Below are 17,145 nucleotides of genomic sequence, written 5' to 3' on the forward strand. Positions count from 1 at the left end.
GTCGTTCAGGACATTTTTCGTCCTGAACGACCCTTCATGACACATCGGCCCAGCGATCGAACTCAGCGGAACCGCGTCAGTGGATGAAAGCGCTCCTGGCGGCCAGGTCGGCCAGCAAGGCGCGGCCCTTCTCGGCGTTGCGCGGCTGTGCCAGGACGTCGTAGCGCCGGGCGACCAGCTGGCTCTGCGAGATGAACCCGCGCTTGTTCTTCGAAGCCGCGTACCCCAGCGCGCCGAACAGCAGGTTGAACCCGATACCGCCGACGAGGCCGACGAGGATCGGCACCAGCCCTGCCCCCGGGTTCAGCAGGCTCAGCACGAGACCGAGGAACACACCGAACATCGCGCCCGACAGTGCCGAGCTGGTGAGCACCTTGCTCCAGCCCATCCGCCCGGCGATCCGCTCGACGAGGATCGGTTCGACACCGACGATGGTGACGTCGGTGATCGGGAAGTCCGTTCCCGCGAGGTGGTCGACCGCACGCTGCGCATCGGAGTACGACTCGTAGGAGCCGATCGGCCACCCGCTGGGCAGCGTCGGAAGCTGAGCCCGCCCCTGGGGCTCGGTGAACGTGGTCTGCTGCGTGAATGCCTGTGTCATTCCTTCTCACCTCTCTTGATCCGTACAACGTTCCGGAGGTACGGATCTCCTCCCGTCCGGCGGGATTCACAGCATCTTCTCAGCCGGGCATCGCAGACAATCCGCCCAGGGATCAACTACAGTCCGCAATGGATAACAAACTAGACCATTGACCGAGTTGACCGTGTCGGGCCGACCCGGTAGGAAGAAGCCGCAAAGGTACCGCTTCGAACCTTTAGGTGAGGCTGATGGCGAACAGGCGCGGCATGCTCACGCTGGATCGGCTCCGGGAACTGGTCGAGGACGGCACCGTCGACACGGTGCTGGTGGCGATCACCGACATGCAGGGCAGGCTGCAGGGCAAACGCTGCGCCGCCGAATACTTTCTCAACGAGGTCGTCGAGCACGCCACCGAAGCGTGCAACTACCTCCTCGCCGTCGACGTCGACATGAACACCGTCGACGGCTACGCGATGTCGTCCTGGGAGACCGGCTACGGCGACTTCGTCATGCGCCCGGACTTCGACACACTGCGCCTGCTCCCGTGGCAGGAAGGGACCGCGCTCGTCCTCGCCGACCTCGAACGGGTGCAGGGCGGCGCCGTCGCCCCCTCGCCGCGTCAGATCCTGCGCGGCCAGCTCGACAGGCTGGCCGCCCTCGGTCTCGCCGCGTACGTCGGCACCGAGCTGGAGTTCATCGTCTTCGACGACACCTTCGAGTCGGCCTGGGACAAGCGGTACCAGGACCTCCGCCCGGCCAACCAGTACAACGTCGACTACTCGATGCTCGGCACCTCGCGGATCGAGCCGCTGCTGCGCCGGATCCGCAACGACATGGGCGGCGCGGGGCTGTACGTCGAGTCTGCCAAGGGCGAGTGCAACCCGGGCCAGCACGAGATCGCCTTCCGCTACGCCGACGCGCTGACCACCTGCGACAACCACAGTATCTACAAGACCGGGTCCAAGGAGATCGCCGCGCAGGAGGGCAAGAGCCTCACGTTCATGGCGAAGTACAACGAACGCGAGGGCAACTCCTGCCACATCCACATCAGCCTGCGCTCCACCGCGGGTGAAGCCGTCCTGGCGGGCGACGGCCCCGGCGGGTTCTCGCCGCTGATGGAGCACTTCCTCGCCGGTCAGCTCGCCGGGCTGCGCGAGCTGACGTATTTCTTCGCGCCGAACATCAACTCCTACAAGCGTTTCGTCCCCGGCAGCTTCGCGCCGACAGCCGTCGCGTGGGGCACCGACAACCGCACGTGCGCGCTCCGCGTCGTCGGGCACGGAGACTCGCTCCGCACCGAGAACCGGGTCCCCGGCGGCGACGTGAACCCGTACCTCGCGGTGTCCGCGCTGATCGCGGCCGGGCTGTACGGCATCGAGAACGAGCTGGAGCTGGAGGCGGAGTTCCACGGCAACGCCTATGGTTCCGACAAGCCGACCGTGCCGACGACCTTGCGGGAGTCGGCGGCCCTGCTGGACCGGAGCGAACTCGCCAGGACAGCGTTCGGGGACGAGGTCGTCGACCACTACCTGAACGCGGCGAAGGTCGAACTCGCCGCGTACGACGCCGCCGTCACCGACTGGGAGAGGATCCGTGGCTTCGAGCGCCTCTGAACCGATCATCGGGCTGACGTCCTATCTGGAGCCCGCGAAGTTCCTGGTTTGGGAGACCGAAGCCGCGCTGCTGCACCGGGTCTACGTCGACGGGATCGTCGCGGCGGGCGGCGTACCGGTCCTGCTGCCGCCGGTGAGCGGGGCGCACGATCGGCTGATGTCCGCTGTGGACGGTCTCGTGCTGGTCGGCGGCGCCGACGTCGACCCGGCGCGCTACGGCCAGGAGCAGCACCCGACGACGTACGTCCGGCCGAACCGGGACGCGTTCGAGTTCGGGCTGCTGCGGTCTGCTTTGGACAGTGGCAAGCCGGTGCTGGGCGTATGCCGCGGGCTGCAGGTGCTGAGTGTCGCGCTCGGCGGGACGCTCGCCCAGCACCTGCCGGACACTGTGGACAGCAAGGATCACCAGCCCGCGCCCGCGACCTTCGGCACCACTACGGTGACCCTTGCCGAGGGCAGCCGGGTCGCGTCGATCCTCGGCACCGAGACCAAGGTGCCGTGTTACCACCACCAGGCCATCGACAGGCTCGGCGACGGGCTGGTCGCGACAGGCTGGGCCGCCGACGGGACCATCGAGGCGGCCGAACTGCCCGGCGAGGAGTTCGTACTCGGCGTCCAATGGCATCCCGAACAGAACCCTGACGACACAAGGCTTTTCGAGGCACTCGTAACAGCTGCGAAGGAGCGAGAATGACCACGTTCGAGGTGATCAACCCCGCTACCGAAGAGGTGGTGAGGTCGGTCGAGCTGACCTCGGCCGAGGAGACCGACGCGGCGATCGCCCGCGCGCACGCGGCGTTCCCGGCCTGGCGTGCGGTGGCCCCCGGCGACCGGGCGCGGCTGCTGCGCCGGTTCGCCGACGCCGTCGACGCCGACATCGAGAACCTCGCCCAGCTTGAGGTCGTCAACGCGGGCCACACGATCGGCAACGCGCGCTGGGAGGCGGGCAACGTCCGCGATGTGCTGACGTACTACTCGGCGTCACCCGAACGGTTGAGCGGTAAGCAGATCCCGGTCCCCGGCGGGGTGAACATGACGTTCCACGAGCCGCTCGGCGTGGTCGGGGTGATCGTGCCGTGGAACTTCCCGATGCCCATCGCGGGCTGGGGGTTCGCGCCCGCGCTCGCCGCCGGGAACACCGTCGTGCTCAAACCCGCCGAACTCACCCCGTTGACCGCGATCCGCCTCGGCGAACTCGCCCGCGAGGCCGGGATCCCTTCGGACGTCTTCCAGGTGCTCCCAGGCAAGGGATCTGTGGTGGGGCAACGGTTCGTGGAGCACCCGGCGGTGCGGAAGGTGGTGTTCACCGGCTCCACCGAGGTCGGCAAGCAGATCATGGCGGGCTGCGCCGCGCAGGTGAAGCGGGTGACCCTGGAACTCGGCGGCAAGAACGCGAACATCGTCTTCGCCGACGCCGATCTGGAGAAGGCCGCGGCCACCGCGCCGTACGGCGTCTTCGACAACGCCGGGCAGGACTGCTGCGCGCGGTCACTGATCCTGGTCCAGGCGAGCGTGTACGAGAAGTTCATGGAGCTGCTGGAACCCGCGGTGAACGGCGTCGTCGTCGGGGATCCGCGGCTGGAGGTGACCGAGATGGGGCCGCTGATCTCGGCGGGACACCACGCGAAGGTTTCGTCCTATGTGGACGACTCCGCGCCGGTCGCCTTCCGGGGCAGCGCGCCCGTGGGGCCCGGGTACTGGTTCGCGCCGACCGTCGTCACCCCGCCGGACCTGCGGCATCCGCTGGCGTCGGACGAGATCTTCGGCCCCGTCGTCGCGGTGGTCCCGTTCGCCGAAGAGGCGGACGCGGTGACCATGGCCAACGACACCGAGTACGGCCTGTCCGGCTCGATCTGGACCCGCGACGTCGGCCGCGCCTTCCGCGTCGCGCGTGGCGTCGAAGCCGGGAACCTTTCGGTCAACTCGCATTCGTCCGTCCGGTACTGGACGCCGTTCGGCGGATTCAAGCAGTCCGGGCTGGGCCGTGAACTCGGGCCGGACGCTGTCGACGCCTTCACCGAGACCAAGAACGTCTTTATCAGCACGGAGGATTAAATGGTGCAGCGTTTCGAAGGCCGCGTCGCGGTCATCACCGGCGGGAGCAGCGGCATCGGCCTCGCCACCGCGCGGCGGCTGGCGAGCGAGGGCGCGAAGGTCGTCATCGGTGACATCTCCGCCGAGGCGGGCGAAGCCGCGGCCGACGAGGTCGGCGGCCTGTTCGTGCAGGCCGACGTCACCGACGCCGACCAGGTCGAGGCCCTGTTCCAGACCACTGTGGACCAGTTCGGCTCGGTCGACGTCGCGTTCAACAACGCCGGCATCTCCCCGCCCGAGGACGACTCGATCCTCACCACCGGCATCGACGCGTGGGAGAAGGTGCAGAAGGTCAACCTGACCTCGGTGTACCTGTGCTGCAAGGCGGTGCTGCCGCATATGCGGCGCCAAGGCAAGGGCTCGATCATCAACACGGCTTCGTTCGTCGCGGTGATGGGCGCGGCGACGTCGCAGATCTCCTACACCGCGTCCAAGGGCGGCGTGCTGGCGATGAGCCGGGAACTGGGCGTGCAGTTCGCGCGGGAGAACATCCGGGTCAACGCGCTGTGCCCGGGGCCGGTGAACACGCCGCTGCTGAAGGAACTGTTCGCGAAGGACCCCGAGCGGGCCGCGCGGCGGCTGGTGCACGTGCCGGTCGGGCGGTTCGCGGAGCCGGAGGAGATCGCGGGCGCGGTCGCCTTCCTGGCGAGCGACGACGCCTCGTTCATCACCGCTTCGCAGTTCCTGGTGGACGGCGGCATCTCGGGCGCCTACGTCACCCCCCTCTGACCTGCCGCATTTCGTCCTCTAAATGCGTTTTGCCTGCTCGCGAGGTCCGTGAAGGCCTCCTTCCCTACGCTCAAGGTAGGGAAGGAGGCCTTCACGGACTGCCGAGGCTTCGTCACTGATGGAGAACGCCTGAACCGGACCCGGTCGTCCGGGCACGCCGGGTGTCCGGGCGAACGGGAGAAGTGACGTGCCCGGCCAGAAGTAGACGTGCGCTGAACACGCCAGGTACGGTGTGCGCACAACTGCAGATCGGGCCGTCGAGCTGGAGCGGGAGAGCCCTCACGAACGTGGTGGGGCACCGAAGGAGCAAACTCCCCGGAATCTCTCAGGTATCCACTACCGCTTCCGCGAGGCCACTCTGGAAAGCAGGCGCGCAAGTGCGCCTCACCCAAGGTGAAAGCCACCCTCAACGGTGGTGAAACTCTCAGGTGCCATGACAGAGGGGGAGTTCCCGGCGCACCGGTCTATCCGGCGCCTGACCCAAGGAGCTCCCTTGACCAGTACGTCCTTCGACGACCGGCACATCGGCCCCTCGGAGTCCGAGCAGGCCAAGATGCTCGCCGAGGTCGGCTACGGCAGTCTCGATGCCCTGGTGCAGGCCGCGGTGCCGTCCGCGATCCGGGTCACCCGTGACCTCGAACTCCCGCCCGCCGCGTCCGAAGAGGACGCCATCGCGGAGCTCCGCGCGCTCGCCGCGCTCAACAAGCCGATGACGCAGATGATCGGCCTCGGCTTCCACGACACGGTCACCCCGGCGGTCATCCGCCGCAACGTGCTGGAGAACCCGGCCTGGTATACGGCGTACACGCCGTATCAGCCGGAGATCTCGCAGGGCCGTCTCGAAGCCCTCCTCAACTTCCAGACCATGGTCTCCGAACTGGCCGGTCTCGCCACCGCGAACGCCTCCCTGCTCGACGAGTCCACCGCGGTCGCCGAGGCCGTCATGCTGATGCGCCGCGCGTCGAAGGTGAAGTCGAACAAGGTCGTCCTCGACGCCGAGTGCCTGCCGCAGACCATCGCCGTAGTCCGCACCCGCGCCGAGGCCATGGGCGTCGAGGTCGAGGTCCGCGACCTGCTCACCGGGCTGCCGGAGGAGTTCTTCGGCGTCGTCGTCCAGTACCCGGGCGCTTCCGGCGTGCTGCGCGGCGCGGGCTTCTACTCCGCCATCTCCGAGACCGCGAAGGCCGCCGGTGCGCTGTACACCGTCGCCGCCGACCTGCTCGCCCTCACGCTGGTCACCGCGCCGGGCGAGTTCGGCGCCGACATCGCCGCCGGTTCCACCCAGCGCTTCGGTGTCCCGCTCGGCTACGGCGGCCCGCACGCCGGGTACATGGCCGTCCGCGCCGGGCTCGAGCGTTCGCTGCCGGGCCGCCTCGTCGGCGTCTCGGTCGACGCCGACGGCAACCCCGCGTACCGCCTCGCCCTGCAGACCCGCGAGCAGCACATCCGCCGAGAGAAGGCGACCTCCAACATCTGCACCGCGCAGGTCCTGCCCGCCGTGCTCGCCGCGATGTACGCGGTCTACCACGGTCCGGACGGCCTCAAGCGCATCGCCGCCCGCGTCCACGAGCTCGCCGCCGGACTGGCCGACGCGCTGCGCGCGGGCGGCGTCGAGGTCGTCCACGAGGGCTTCTTCGACACCGTCCTCGCCCGCATGCCCGGACAGGCCGAAGCGGTCGTCGCCGTCGCGCGCGAGAACGGGATCAACCTCGGCCCGGTCGACGCCGACCACGTCCGCATCGCCGTCGACGAGGTCACCACGCCCGCGATCATCGCCAAGGTGCTCAACGCTTTCGGCGTCGAAAACAAGGCCGAAGACGCGCAGGCCCTGCCCACCGGCCTGCACCGCGAGAGCGAGTACCTCACCCACGAGGTCTTCCACTCCCACCGCTCCGAGACCGCGATGCTGCGCTACCTCCGCAGCCTGTCCGACCTGGACTACGCGCTCGACCGCGGCATGATCCCGCTCGGCTCCTGCACGATGAAGCTCAACGCCACCACCGAGATGGAGCCGATCAGCTGGCGCGAGTTCGCGGGTATCCACCCGTTCGCCCCCGCTGACCAGGCCGAGGGATACCACGTGCTGGTCGAGCAGCTGTCGACCTGGCTGGCCGAGGTCACCGGCTACGACAAGGTGTCGCTGCAGCCGAACGCGGGCAGCCAGGGCGAGCTCGCCGGACTCCTGGCCATTCGTGCTTACCACCACGCGAACGGCCAGGCCGAGCGCGAGGTCTGCCTGATCCCGTCGTCCGCGCACGGCACGAACGCCGCCTCCGCGGTGATGGCCGGGATGCGCGTCGTCGTGGTCAAGTGCACCGCCGAAGGCAACGTCGACCTCGAAGACCTGCGCGCCAAGGTCGACGCGAACCGCGAAACGCTCTCCGCGATCATGGTGACGTACCCGTCCACGCACGGCGTGTACGAGCACGGCATCGACGAGCTGGCCAAGATCGTCCACGACGCGGGCGGCCAGGTCTACGTCGACGGCGCGAACCTCAACGCCCTGCTGGGGCTCGCCAAGCCGGGTGAGTTCGGCGGCGACGTCTCGCACCTGAACCTGCACAAGACCTTCTGCATCCCGCACGGTGGCGGCGGCCCCGGCGTCGGCCCGGTCGCGGTCCGCGCGCACCTCGCGCCGTACCTGCCGAACCACCCGCTGCTGGAGAAGGCCGGTCCCTCGACCGGCGTCGGCCCGATCAGCGCCGCCCCGTACGGCTCGGCGTCGATCCTGCCGATCTCGTGGGCGTACGTCCGCATGATGGGCGCCGGCGGGCTCACCGCCGCGACCCAGGTCGCCGTGCTCGCCGCGAACTACGTCGCCAAGCGCCTCAACCAGTACTACCCGGTGCTCTACACCGGCCAGGACGGCCTCGTCGCGCACGAGTGCATCCTCGACCTGCGCGGGCTCACCAAGGAGACCGGTGTCAGCGTCGACGACGTGGCGAAGCGCCTGATCGACTACGGTTTCCACGCCCCGACCATGTCGTTCCCGGTCGCGGGCACGCTGATGGTCGAGCCGACCGAATCCGAGGACCTCGGCGAGATCGACCGCTTCATCGCGGCGATGATCGCCATCCGCGCGGAGATCGACGCCGTCGCGCAGGGCAAGTGGGCCGCGGACAACAGCCCGCTGCGCAACGCCCCGCACACCGCCGAAACCCTGGTCGGCGACTGGGACCTGCCGTATGACCGCGAACTCGCGGTGTACCCCGCCGGGGTGAACCGCAAGGCCAAGTACTGGCCCCCGGTGCGTCGCATCGACGGTGCGCGCGGGGACCGTAACCTCGTCTGCTCCTGCCCGCCGCTCAACGCCTACGAGAACTGAGGCACTTGATGTCGAAAGAGACGTCCCTGCACGGAGTCCACAAAGGACTGGGTGCGCTGTTCACCGACTTCGCGGGCTGGTCGATGCCGATCCGCTACAGCAGTGAACTGGCGGAGCACAAGGCGGTCCGCGAGACCGCGGGCCTGTTCGACCTGTCCCATATGGCCGAGATCGAGGTGACCGGCCCGCAGGCAGCCGACGTCCTCGACTTCGCGCTGGTCGGCAACCTGTCCGGCGTCAAGCCGGGCAGGGCGCGCTACACGATGATCTGCGACGAGACCGGCGGCGTGCTGGACGACCTGGTCGTCTACCGTCTCGCCGACGAGAAGTTCCTGGTCGTGGCCAACGCGGGCAACGCCGCCGTGGTCGCCGCGGCGCTGGCCGAGCGGGTCGCCGGATTCGACGCCGTCGTCGACAACAGGTCCGAGGACGTCGCGCTGATCGCCGTCCAGGGCCCGAAGGCCGTCGAGATCCTCGGCGCCGTCACCGACGCCGACCTGGGCGCGCTCAAGTACTACGCGAGCGTCCCGGCCGTCGTGAAGGGTCACGACGTCCTGCTCGCCCGCACTGGCTACACCGGCGAGGACGGCTTCGAGCTGTACGTCCCGGCCGGTGAGGCGCCCGCCGTCTGGCGCATCCTCACCGAGGCCGGTGAGCCGCACGGCCTGCTCCCGGCCGGTCTGGCCTGCCGCGACACGCTGCGTCTCGAAGCGGGAATGCCGTTGTACGGCAACGAACTCAGCCTCCAGCTGAGCCCGTTCGAAGCCGGTCTCGGCCGCGTCGTCAAGTTCGAGAAGCCGAACGACTTCGTCGGCAAGGCCGCGCTCGAAGAGCTGTCCAAGAAGGACGTCCCCCGCGTCCGTGTCGGGCTCAAGGGCTCCGGCCGTCGCGCGCCGCGCCACGGCTACACCGTCCTGTCCGGCGAGACCGAGATCGGCGAGGTCACCAGCGGCGCCCTGTCGCCGACCCTGGGCTACCCGATCGCCATGGCCTATGTGGACCGGGAGCACTCCGAGCCCGGCACCGAGCTTTCCGTCGACATCCGGGGCCGTATCGAGCCCGTCGAGGTCGTCGCCCTGCCCTTCTACTCCCGCGCCTGAAAGGCCCTTTCACCATCATGAGCATCCCCCAGGACCTGAAGTACACGAAGGAACACGAGTGGCTGAACGTCGTCGACGGCGTCGCCACCGTGGGCATCACCGCCTTCGCCGCCGAATCGCTCGGTGACATCGTGTTCGTCCAGCTTCCCTCGGTCGGCGACACCGTCACCGCGGGCGAGGTGTTCGGCGAGGTCGAGTCGACCAAGTCGGTCAGCGAGCTGTACGCACCCGTGGACGGCGAGGTCGTCGAGGTGAACGAGGCCACAACGGACACCCCCGAGATCGTCAACTCGGACCCGTACGCCGAAGGATGGCTCCTGAAGGTGCGTCTGTCCGGCGACGTGCCCGCCCTGCTCGACGCCCAGGCCTACGCCGTGCTCACCCAGGAGAACTGACATGTTCAACGCTGCCCTGTCCGAAGTGGACCCCGAGGTCGCCACCGCCGTCGCGGCCGAACTCGACCGGCAGCAGTCGACCCTGGAGATGATCGCCTCGGAGAACTTCGCCCCGGTGGGCGTGCTCGAGGCGCAGGGTTCGGTGCTGACCAACAAGTACGCCGAGGGCTACCCCGGCCGCCGCTACTACGGCGGTTGTGAACACGTCGACGTCATCGAGCAGCTGGCGATCGACCGCGCGAAGGCGCTGTTCGGCGCCGAGCACGCCAACGTCCAGCCGCATTCGGGCGCGCAGGCCAACGCCGCCGCCATGGTCGCGGTGCTCAACCCCGGCGACACCATCCTCGGTCTCGACCTCGCCCACGGCGGTCACCTGACCCACGGGATGAAGATCAACTTTTCCGGCAAGCTCTACAACGTCGTCGCGTACCACGTCGACAAGGAGACCGGGATCGTCGACGTCGAGGAGATCGAGCGCCTCGCCAAGGAGCACAAGCCGAAGCTGATCATCGCCGGCTGGTCGGCGTACCCGCGTCAGCTCGACTTCGCCGAGTTCCGCCGCATCGCCGACGAGGTCGGCGCGAAGGTCATGGTCGACATGGCGCACTTCGCCGGTCTCGTCGCGGCCGGGCTGCACCCGAGCCCGGTGCCGTACGCGGACATCGTCACCACGACCACGCACAAGACCCTCGGCGGTCCGCGCGGCGGCATCATCCTGTCCCGCCAGGAACTCGCCAAGAAGATCAACTCGGCGGTGTTCCCCGGCCAGCAGGGCGGCCCGCTGGAGCACGTCATCGCCGCCAAGGCCGTCGCGCTCAAGATCGCCGCGAGCGAGGAGTTCCGCGAGCGTCAGCAGCGTGTCCTCGAAGGCGCGAAGATCCTGGCCGACCGCCTCTCCCGCACGGACTGCTCCGAAGCGGGCGTCCGCGTGCTGACCGGCGGCACCGACGTGCACCTGGTGCTCGTCGACCTGGTCAACTCCGCTTTGGACGGTCAGCAGGCCGAGGACCGGCTGCACTCGGTCGGCATTACGGTCAACCGCAACGCCGTCCCGTTCGACCCGCGTCCGCCGATGATCACCTCGGGCCTGCGCATCGGCACCCCTGCCCTGGCGACCCGCGGCTTCGGCGCCGAGGACTTCGCCGAGGTCTCCGACATCATCGCCGAGGCGCTGCGCCCGGACTTCGACGAGGCCCTGCGCCGGTCGCTGTCCGCCCGGGTCGAACTCCTCGCGAAGAAGCACCCGCTGTACGCGGACCTCAACCGATGAGCGCGGTCCCCGAGGGGCGCAAACTTCTCCGGCTCGAAGTCCGCAACGCGCAGACCCCGATCGAGAAGAAGCCGCCGTGGATCAAGACGCGCGCCCGGATGGGCCCCGAGTTCACCGAGCTCAAGGGCCTGGTCAAGCGGGAAGGCCTCCACACCGTGTGCGAGGAGGCCGGTTGTCCCAACATCTACGAATGCTGGGAAGACCGCGAGGCCACGTTCCTGATCGGTGGCGACCAGTGCACCCGTCGGTGTGACTTCTGCCAGATCGACACGGGCAAGCCCGAGGCGCTGGACACGACCGAGCCCCGCAAGGTGGCGGAGTCGGTGCAGGCGATGGGTTTGCGCTACTCGACGGTGACCGGTGTCGCGCGTGACGATCTCGAAGACGGTGGCGCGTGGCTGTACGCGGAGACCGTCCGTCAGATCCACGCGATGAACCCGGGTACTGGTGTCGAGCTGCTGATCCCGGACTTCAACGCGGATCCGGAGCAGCTGGCCGAGGTGTTCGGTTCGCGGCCGGAGGTGCTCGCGCACAACGTGGAGACGGTGCCGCGGATCTTCAAGCGGATCCGTCCTGGTTTCCGGTACGCGCGGTCGCTGGAGGTCATCACGAAGGCTCGTGAGGCCGGTCTGGTGACGAAGTCGAACCTCATCCTCGGCATGGGCGAGACCCCCGACGAGGTCGCGCCCGCGATGAAGGACCTGGTCGACGCGGGCTGCGAGATCCTGACGATCACCCAGTACCTGCGCCCCTCGCCCCGGCACCACCCGGTCGACCGCTGGGTCAAGCCCGAAGAGTTCGTCGAGCATTCGAAGGCCGCCGAAGCGATGGGTTTCGCTGGTGTGATGGCCGGGCCGCTCGTACGCTCGTCGTATCGGGCCGGTCGCCTGTTCGCTCAGACGAAGGCTCACCGCGGCGAAGCACTGTCGGAGAACTTGGCCCATCTCGCCGCCGAAGGGCCCGCGGCCCAAGAAGCCAGCTCACTGCTGGCCAGATAGGAAGGAGGGCAGATCAATGGCGATCAGCGTCTTCGACCTGTTTTCGATCGGCATCGGCCCCTCCAGCTCCCACACGGTGGGCCCGATGCGCGCCGCACTGACCTTTGTGGACGGTCTGGCGGCCGACGGTGACCTGACGGCCACGACGCGTGTCCAGAGCGAGCTTTTCGGCTCGCTCGGCGCGACCGGGTTCGGGCACGGCAGCGACAAGGCCGTGCTGCTCGGGCTGTCCGGGGAGCGTCCGGAGGAGATCGACACCGGCACGGTGGCGGGCAAGATCGCGGAGATCCGCGAATCCTGCCTGCTGAAGGTCCGCGGCGAGCACGAGATCGTGTTCACCGAGGACACCGATCTGACGATGCACCGGCGGAAGTCGTTGCCCGCGCATCCGAACGGGATGATCTTCCGCGCGTTCGACGCCGACGGGAAGGTGCTGCGCGAGCGGACCTACTACTCCGTCGGCGGCGGCTTCGTGCGCGACGAGTCCTACGAGACGGACACTGTCGTCGTCGAGGACTCGACGAAACTGGAGTTCCCGTTCCGCACCGGCGCGGATCTGCTGAAGCACTGCGAGGACACCGGGCTCTCGGTCAGCGAAGTCATGCTGCGCAACGAACTTTCGTGGCGTACGCGTGAGGAGGTCCGCGAGGGCCTGCTGGAGATCTGGCAGGTCATGGTGGAGTGCGTGCACAACGGCTGCGAGCACGAGGGTGTCCTGCCGGGCGGGCTGAAGGTGCCGCGCCGCGCGAAGGCGTTGCACGAGAAGCTGCTCGCCGAAGACGGCGTCGGCGATCCGCTGTACGCGATGGACTGGGTGAGCCTGTACGCGCTGGCCGTCAACGAGGAGAACGCCGCGGGCGGCCGCGTCGTCACCGCGCCGACCAACGGCGCGGCGGGGATCATCCCGGCGGTGCTGCACTACTACCAGCGGTTCATCCGGGGCTCGTCGGACGACGGCATCGTGACCTTCATGCTCACCGCGGGCGCGATCGGCTCGATCCTGAAGCAGACGGGCTCGATCTCGGGCGCCGAGGTCGGCTGCCAGGGCGAGGTCGGCTCGGCCAGCGCGATGGCCGCCGCCGGGCTCACCGAGGTCCTCGGCGGGTCACCCGCGCAGGTGGAGAACGCCGCCGAGATCGGCGTCGAGCACCACCTGGGGCTGACCTGCGACCCGGTCGGCGGGCTGGTGCAGATCCCGTGCATCGAACGCAACGCCGTCGGCGCGTCGAAGGCGATCCACGCCGCGCGGATGGCGATGCGCGGCGACGGTTCGCACGTCGTGACGCTGGACAAGGCGATCAAGACGATGCGTGAGACCGGCGCCGACATGAGCGTGAAGTACAAGGAGACCGCGCGCGGCGGCCTGGCCGTCAACGTCATCGAGTGCTGACATCCTCGCAATTCGGCACCTGTTTGCGATGTATGCATGCGCAAGTACCGCAACCAGGTGCCGAATTGCGGGCGGCCTAAACTCGGGTGGTGGAGTCGAAAGCGGGTGACGCGCTGTTCCGCCCGGTGCGCGCGGGCAACGCCTTCGAGGAGACCGTCGAAAGGCTGCTCCAGGCGATCCGGCTGGGCGTGGTGGGCGCGGGCGAGCGGCTGCCTTCCGAACGCGAGCTCGCCGAGCGGCTCGGGGTCAGCCGGGTGACGCTGCGTGAGGCGATCCGCGCGCTGGCCGACGCGGGTTACGTCGAGTCGCGGCGAGGCCGCTACGGCGGCACGTTCGTCAACGACATCCTGCCCGATCCGCCCGCCGCCGACGGCCGGAACGTCGACAACGCCGTCCTGGAGGACGCGCTCGGCCTGCGGCACGTCCTGGAGACCGGCGCCGCCGAGATGGCGGCGTCGCGGTCCCTCAGCCCGGCCGACAGGCAGCATCTGACCAGCACGCTCGCCGAGGCCGCCGCGGCGAGCGTCGGTGACTACCGGCGCAAGGATTCGCGGCTGCATCTGGCGATCGCCGAGGTCACCGCGTCCGGCTCGCTGACCACGGCGATGGCCGACGCGCGGATGCGGGTCAACCAGCTGCTCGACATGATCCCGTTGCTCGAACCGAACCTGGAGCACTCCAACGCCCAGCACGAGGCCATCGTCGACGCGATCCTCGCGGGCGACTCCGAGGCGGCCCGCCAGGTGATGGCGGAGCACGTCGAAGGCACCGCTTCGCTGCTTCGCGCTTTCCTCGCCTAGCTCCCGGAGGCAAGAACACGATTCGGTGATTTTTCCACAACCTTTTCACTCGTCCGGGCGTCTTACCTGGCGTGGAGAACCCGGATGACGAGACCGCACCCGAGTCGGAAACCACGGCAGCCCCTGAGCCGAAAGGGAAGAAACGCAGGTGGCGCCGGATCGCCGCCTGGTCGCTCGGCCTCCTGATCGGCATCCCGGTGGTCGCGTTCGGGCTCGCCTACGTCTTGCTCGACGTCCGCAGCCCGCAAGAGGTGCTCGCCGACCTCGACAAGACCGTCATCCTGCAGAACGCGGACGGTTCCGAACTGCTCAAGGTGATCCCGCCCGGCGGCGACCGGCAGTTCGTGCCCTACGACGCCATCCCTTCGAAGCTGCGCGACGCGATCATCGCGACCGAGGACCCGACCTTCTGGGAGAACGAGGGCTTCGACCCCACCGGAGTCGGCCGCGCGCTGGTGACCGGTGTCGGCGGCGGCTCGGGGATCACCCAGCAGTACATCAAGAAGTCCACCGGCGACGACGACGCCACCCTGCTGCGCAAGTTCTCCGAACTGGTGCTGGCCACGAAGATCACCCAGCAGCAGACCAAGAAGGAGATCTTCGAGAGCTACATCAACATCATCTCGTTCGGCCGCGGCACCTACGGTCCGGCGTCGGCGATGAACGCCTACTTCGGCCGCAAGCTCGACGACTCGATGACCTGGAGCGAGGCGGCCTTCCTCGCCGGCATGATCCAGTCGCCCTCGGTGCACGACCCGTACGCCTCCTCCCACGAGCACGCCAGGAAGCGCTGGTCCTACGTGATGAACAAACTGGTCACGCGGGGCTACGTCAGTCAGGCCGAAGCGGTCACCCAGACCTATCCGGAGGACGCGATCCAGGCGCCGTCGGAGACCCGCGCCGGTCGGGTCACCTACGAGAAGTACCACCTCAAGCAGCAGGTCCTCGCCGAACTGGAACAGGTCGGCTACCCGCTGGACCGTCTCCGCGGCGGCGCGATGAAGGTCGAGACGACCATCGATCCGCGTGCCCAGGCCGAAGCCGAGAAGGTGGTCAAGGAGCGGCTGCAGGGGCAGCCGGAGCACTTCCGGGCCTCGCTGGTCGCCGTCGAACCCGGGACCGGCGCCATCCGCGCCTACAACGGCGGCGGCTGGAGCGTGCACGACTACGCCGGCACCCCGTACGGCACCGGCTCGGTCTTCACCCCGTTCACCCTCGCGGCGGGCCTCGAACGCGGCGTCAACGTGGACGAACCGCTGAAGTCGCCCGGCCAGGTCGACTTCCTCGGCGAGAAGTTCACGTTCCAGGGCCAGTGCGGCGAGCAGGGCAAGTGCACGTTGCGCGAAGCGATCGGGCGGGACGCCCAGGGCCCGTTCGTCGACCTGGCCAAGAAGCTCGGCGCGGAAGGGGTCCGCGAGGGCGCCCGTGCGGCAGGGATCCCCGAGACCGTCGACGGTGCGGTGACCCTGCGCGAGAAGGACGGGTTCCTGATCGGCCCTGGCATCGCGGTCGGCCGGTATCCCTTGCGGCCCAGCGACATGGCCGGCGCCTACGCGACCTTCGCCGCCGAAGGAATGCGCGCCACCCCGCATCTGGTGTCGAAGATCCGGGACGAGAAGGGCGAAGTCGTATGGGAACGGCCCGCGGACAAGACGCCCGCGTTCAAGGGCGACGAGGCGCTGAGCCGCCGGATCGCCGGCACGATCAGCCAGGTGCTGACCACCGGGCTGAAGGATCGCCCGGCGGCGCTGAAGACCGGTGCCTTCCAGTACAACGAAACCGACGACAACGCCGGCGGCTGGGCCGTCGGGTACACGCCGCAGCTTTCGACGGCGGTCTGGGTCGGCTCGGACGAGCCGCGCCGGATGCGGGACGCCGCGGGGCAGAAGCTGACCGGCAAGACGATCCCCGCCGACATGTGGCAGCGCTTCATGAACGCCTTCCACCAAGGAGTGCCGTCGCGGTGGCCCGCACCCGACGGGACCACGGCACCGGCCCGCCCGCGCCGATGAAGGGTGCTCTGGTCTTCGCGCCTTGCGGTGTGGGCCGGGTGGTCGTTCAGGTTGGGGCCTGCTGGGTTCTGGCTGCGGTTGTTCGCAGGGCCGGTCCGTGAAGGGCCCCTTGCCTACCCTGAAGGTAGTGAAGGAGGCCTTCACGTACCGCAGGCGACCACCCCGACCCACCACCCTAGGAAGTCACCAGGACCACGGTAAGCCCGTCGTATCCCTTCATGCCGACGGTCTGCAGGGCGGTCGCGTCGACCCGCGGTTCGGCGGCGATCAGTTCGTGCATCCGCCGGAGTCCCACGATCTCGTCGGCGGTGCTCGACGCGTCGGCCACCCTCCCGGCGCGGACGACGTTGTCGATCACGATCACCCCGCCCGGCCGGGCCAGCCGCAGCGCCTCCTGGAAGTAGGCGGGGTTGTTGACCCTGTCCGCGTCGATGAACGTCAGGTCGATCGGGCCTTCGACGCCGGGCAGCAGGTCCAGCGCCTCCCCGATACGGATGTCGACGAGGTCGCCGACGCCGGCGCCGTCGATGCTCTTTCGCGCGACAGCGGCGAATTTCGGGTAGTACTCGAGCGTCACGAGACGGCCTTCGGGCGGCAGGGCGCGGGCGAGCCAGATGGTGCTGTAGCCGCCGAGCGTGCCGATCTCCAGGATCGAGCGGGCGCCGATCATCCTCGCCAGCAGGTGAAGCAGCTTGCCCTGGTTCGGGGCGACGGCGATGGCGGGCATCCCCGCCTCGGTCGAGGCGGCGAGAGCCGCTTCGAGGGTCGGGTCGGACGGGATGAGCGCGTCGAAGATGTACTCGTCTACTTCGGACCAGATTTCTTGAGTCATGGAACCT

General features: G+C 68.7%; 14 protein-coding genes and 1 riboswitch. Of the genes, 12 read left to right on the top strand and 2 right to left on the bottom strand.

Annotated features, from left to right (window positions below; all coding sequences use genetic code 11):
- Nucleotides 1–76: 76 nt before the first annotated feature.
- Entirely contained in the window at nucleotides 77–601 is a 525-nt protein-coding gene (locus tag ACFOSH_RS30925; protein WP_101609779.1) for a general stress protein, read from the bottom strand.
- A gap of 227 nt (nucleotides 602–828) precedes the next feature.
- Between ACFOSH_RS30925 and ACFOSH_RS30930 the strand changes: the two genes are divergently transcribed.
- The 12 genes from ACFOSH_RS30930 (at nucleotide 829) to ACFOSH_RS30985 (ending at nucleotide 16,306) form a co-directional block, all read left to right on the top strand.
- Nucleotides 829–2,193, top strand: coding sequence for a glutamine synthetase family protein (locus ACFOSH_RS30930; protein WP_378242878.1), 1,365 nt, complete (start codon nucleotides 829–831; stop codon nucleotides 2,191–2,193).
- The gene (locus ACFOSH_RS30935) at nucleotides 2,174–2,887 is read left to right on the top strand and encodes a gamma-glutamyl-gamma-aminobutyrate hydrolase family protein (RefSeq protein WP_378242880.1); all 714 of its coding nucleotides are present in this window, start codon (nucleotides 2,174–2,176) and stop codon (nucleotides 2,885–2,887) included. The genes ACFOSH_RS30930 and ACFOSH_RS30935 overlap by 20 nt, the downstream gene beginning before the upstream one ends.
- On the top strand, nucleotides 2,884–4,248 hold the full coding sequence (locus tag ACFOSH_RS30940) for an aldehyde dehydrogenase family protein (RefSeq protein ID WP_378242882.1): 1,365 nt from the start codon (nucleotides 2,884–2,886) through the stop codon (nucleotides 4,246–4,248). The genes ACFOSH_RS30935 and ACFOSH_RS30940 overlap by 4 nt, the downstream gene beginning before the upstream one ends.
- The gene (locus tag ACFOSH_RS30945) at nucleotides 4,249–5,016 is read left to right on the top strand and encodes a 3-oxoacyl-ACP reductase (protein WP_378242883.1); all 768 of its coding nucleotides are present in this window, start codon (nucleotides 4,249–4,251) and stop codon (nucleotides 5,014–5,016) included. It begins immediately after the preceding gene.
- 348 nt (nucleotides 5,017–5,364) lie between these two features.
- Nucleotides 5,365–5,466, top strand: a riboswitch (glycine riboswitch).
- Between the two features lie 43 nt (nucleotides 5,467–5,509).
- A complete protein-coding gene (gene gcvP, locus ACFOSH_RS30950; RefSeq protein ID WP_378242885.1) occupies nucleotides 5,510–8,341 on the top strand; it encodes an aminomethyl-transferring glycine dehydrogenase in 2,832 nt (943 codons plus the stop codon).
- Nucleotides 8,342–8,349: 8 nt separating this feature from the next.
- Entirely contained in the window at nucleotides 8,350–9,441 is a 1,092-nt protein-coding gene (gene gcvT / locus ACFOSH_RS30955; protein WP_378242887.1) for a glycine cleavage system aminomethyltransferase GcvT, read from the top strand.
- 17 nt (nucleotides 9,442–9,458) lie between these two features.
- Nucleotides 9,459–9,836: a glycine cleavage system protein GcvH gene (gene gcvH / locus ACFOSH_RS30960; RefSeq protein ID WP_378242889.1), complete on the top strand. Its 378-nt coding sequence runs from the start codon at nucleotides 9,459–9,461 to the stop codon at nucleotides 9,834–9,836.
- A 1-nt stretch (nucleotide 9,837) separates the two neighbouring features.
- Entirely contained in the window at nucleotides 9,838–11,106 is a 1,269-nt protein-coding gene (gene glyA / locus ACFOSH_RS30965; protein ID WP_378242891.1) for a serine hydroxymethyltransferase, read from the top strand.
- Nucleotides 11,103–12,104 carry a lipoyl synthase gene (gene lipA, locus ACFOSH_RS30970; protein WP_378242893.1) on the top strand — a complete coding sequence of 334 codons (1,002 nt, stop codon included), beginning with the start codon at nucleotides 11,103–11,105 and terminating at the stop codon, nucleotides 12,102–12,104. The genes glyA and lipA overlap by 4 nt, the downstream gene beginning before the upstream one ends.
- A 16-nt stretch (nucleotides 12,105–12,120) precedes the next feature.
- Nucleotides 12,121–13,494: an L-serine ammonia-lyase gene (locus ACFOSH_RS30975; RefSeq protein ID WP_378242895.1), complete on the top strand. Its 1,374-nt coding sequence runs from the start codon at nucleotides 12,121–12,123 to the stop codon at nucleotides 13,492–13,494.
- An 89-nt stretch (nucleotides 13,495–13,583) separates the two neighbouring features.
- A complete protein-coding gene (locus ACFOSH_RS30980; RefSeq protein WP_378242897.1) occupies nucleotides 13,584–14,294 on the top strand; it encodes a FadR/GntR family transcriptional regulator in 711 nt (236 codons plus the stop codon).
- A 71-nt stretch (nucleotides 14,295–14,365) separates the two neighbouring features.
- On the top strand, nucleotides 14,366–16,306 hold the full coding sequence (locus tag ACFOSH_RS30985) for a transglycosylase domain-containing protein (protein ID WP_378242899.1): 1,941 nt from the start codon (nucleotides 14,366–14,368) through the stop codon (nucleotides 16,304–16,306).
- Nucleotides 16,307–16,481: 175 nt separating this feature from the next.
- Here the strand turns inward: ACFOSH_RS30985 and ACFOSH_RS30990 are convergent, their stop codons facing one another.
- Nucleotides 16,482–17,138 (bottom strand): O-methyltransferase, encoded by a 657-nt coding sequence (locus tag ACFOSH_RS30990; RefSeq protein WP_378242901.1) that lies wholly within the window; start codon nucleotides 17,136–17,138, stop codon nucleotides 16,482–16,484.
- Between the last annotated feature and the right edge of the window lie 7 nt (nucleotides 17,139–17,145).

The sequence above is a fragment of the Amycolatopsis speibonae genome (assembly GCF_042647925.1).
Taxonomy (GTDB): Bacteria; Actinomycetota; Actinomycetes; order Mycobacteriales; family Pseudonocardiaceae; genus Amycolatopsis; species Amycolatopsis speibonae.

Coding starts and splice junctions, on each gene's coding strand:
- ACFOSH_RS30925 (WP_101609779.1), bottom strand. CDS start 601: ATGACACAGGCATTCACGCAGCAGACCACGTTCACCGAGCCCCAGGGG.
- ACFOSH_RS30930 (WP_378242878.1), top strand. CDS start 829: ATGGCGAACAGGCGCGGCATGCTCACGCTGGATCGGCTCCGGGAACTG.
- ACFOSH_RS30940 (WP_378242882.1), top strand. CDS start 2,884: ATGACCACGTTCGAGGTGATCAACCCCGCTACCGAAGAGGTGGTGAGG.
- ACFOSH_RS30945 (WP_378242883.1), top strand. CDS start 4,249: ATGGTGCAGCGTTTCGAAGGCCGCGTCGCGGTCATCACCGGCGGGAGC.
- gcvT (WP_378242887.1), top strand. CDS start 8,350: ATGTCGAAAGAGACGTCCCTGCACGGAGTCCACAAAGGACTGGGTGCG.
- gcvH (WP_378242889.1), top strand. CDS start 9,459: ATGAGCATCCCCCAGGACCTGAAGTACACGAAGGAACACGAGTGGCTG.
- glyA (WP_378242891.1), top strand. CDS start 9,838: ATGTTCAACGCTGCCCTGTCCGAAGTGGACCCCGAGGTCGCCACCGCC.
- lipA (WP_378242893.1), top strand. CDS start 11,103: ATGAGCGCGGTCCCCGAGGGGCGCAAACTTCTCCGGCTCGAAGTCCGC.
- ACFOSH_RS30975 (WP_378242895.1), top strand. CDS start 12,121: ATGGCGATCAGCGTCTTCGACCTGTTTTCGATCGGCATCGGCCCCTCC.
- ACFOSH_RS30990 (WP_378242901.1), bottom strand. CDS start 17,138: ATGACTCAAGAAATCTGGTCCGAAGTAGACGAGTACATCTTCGACGCG.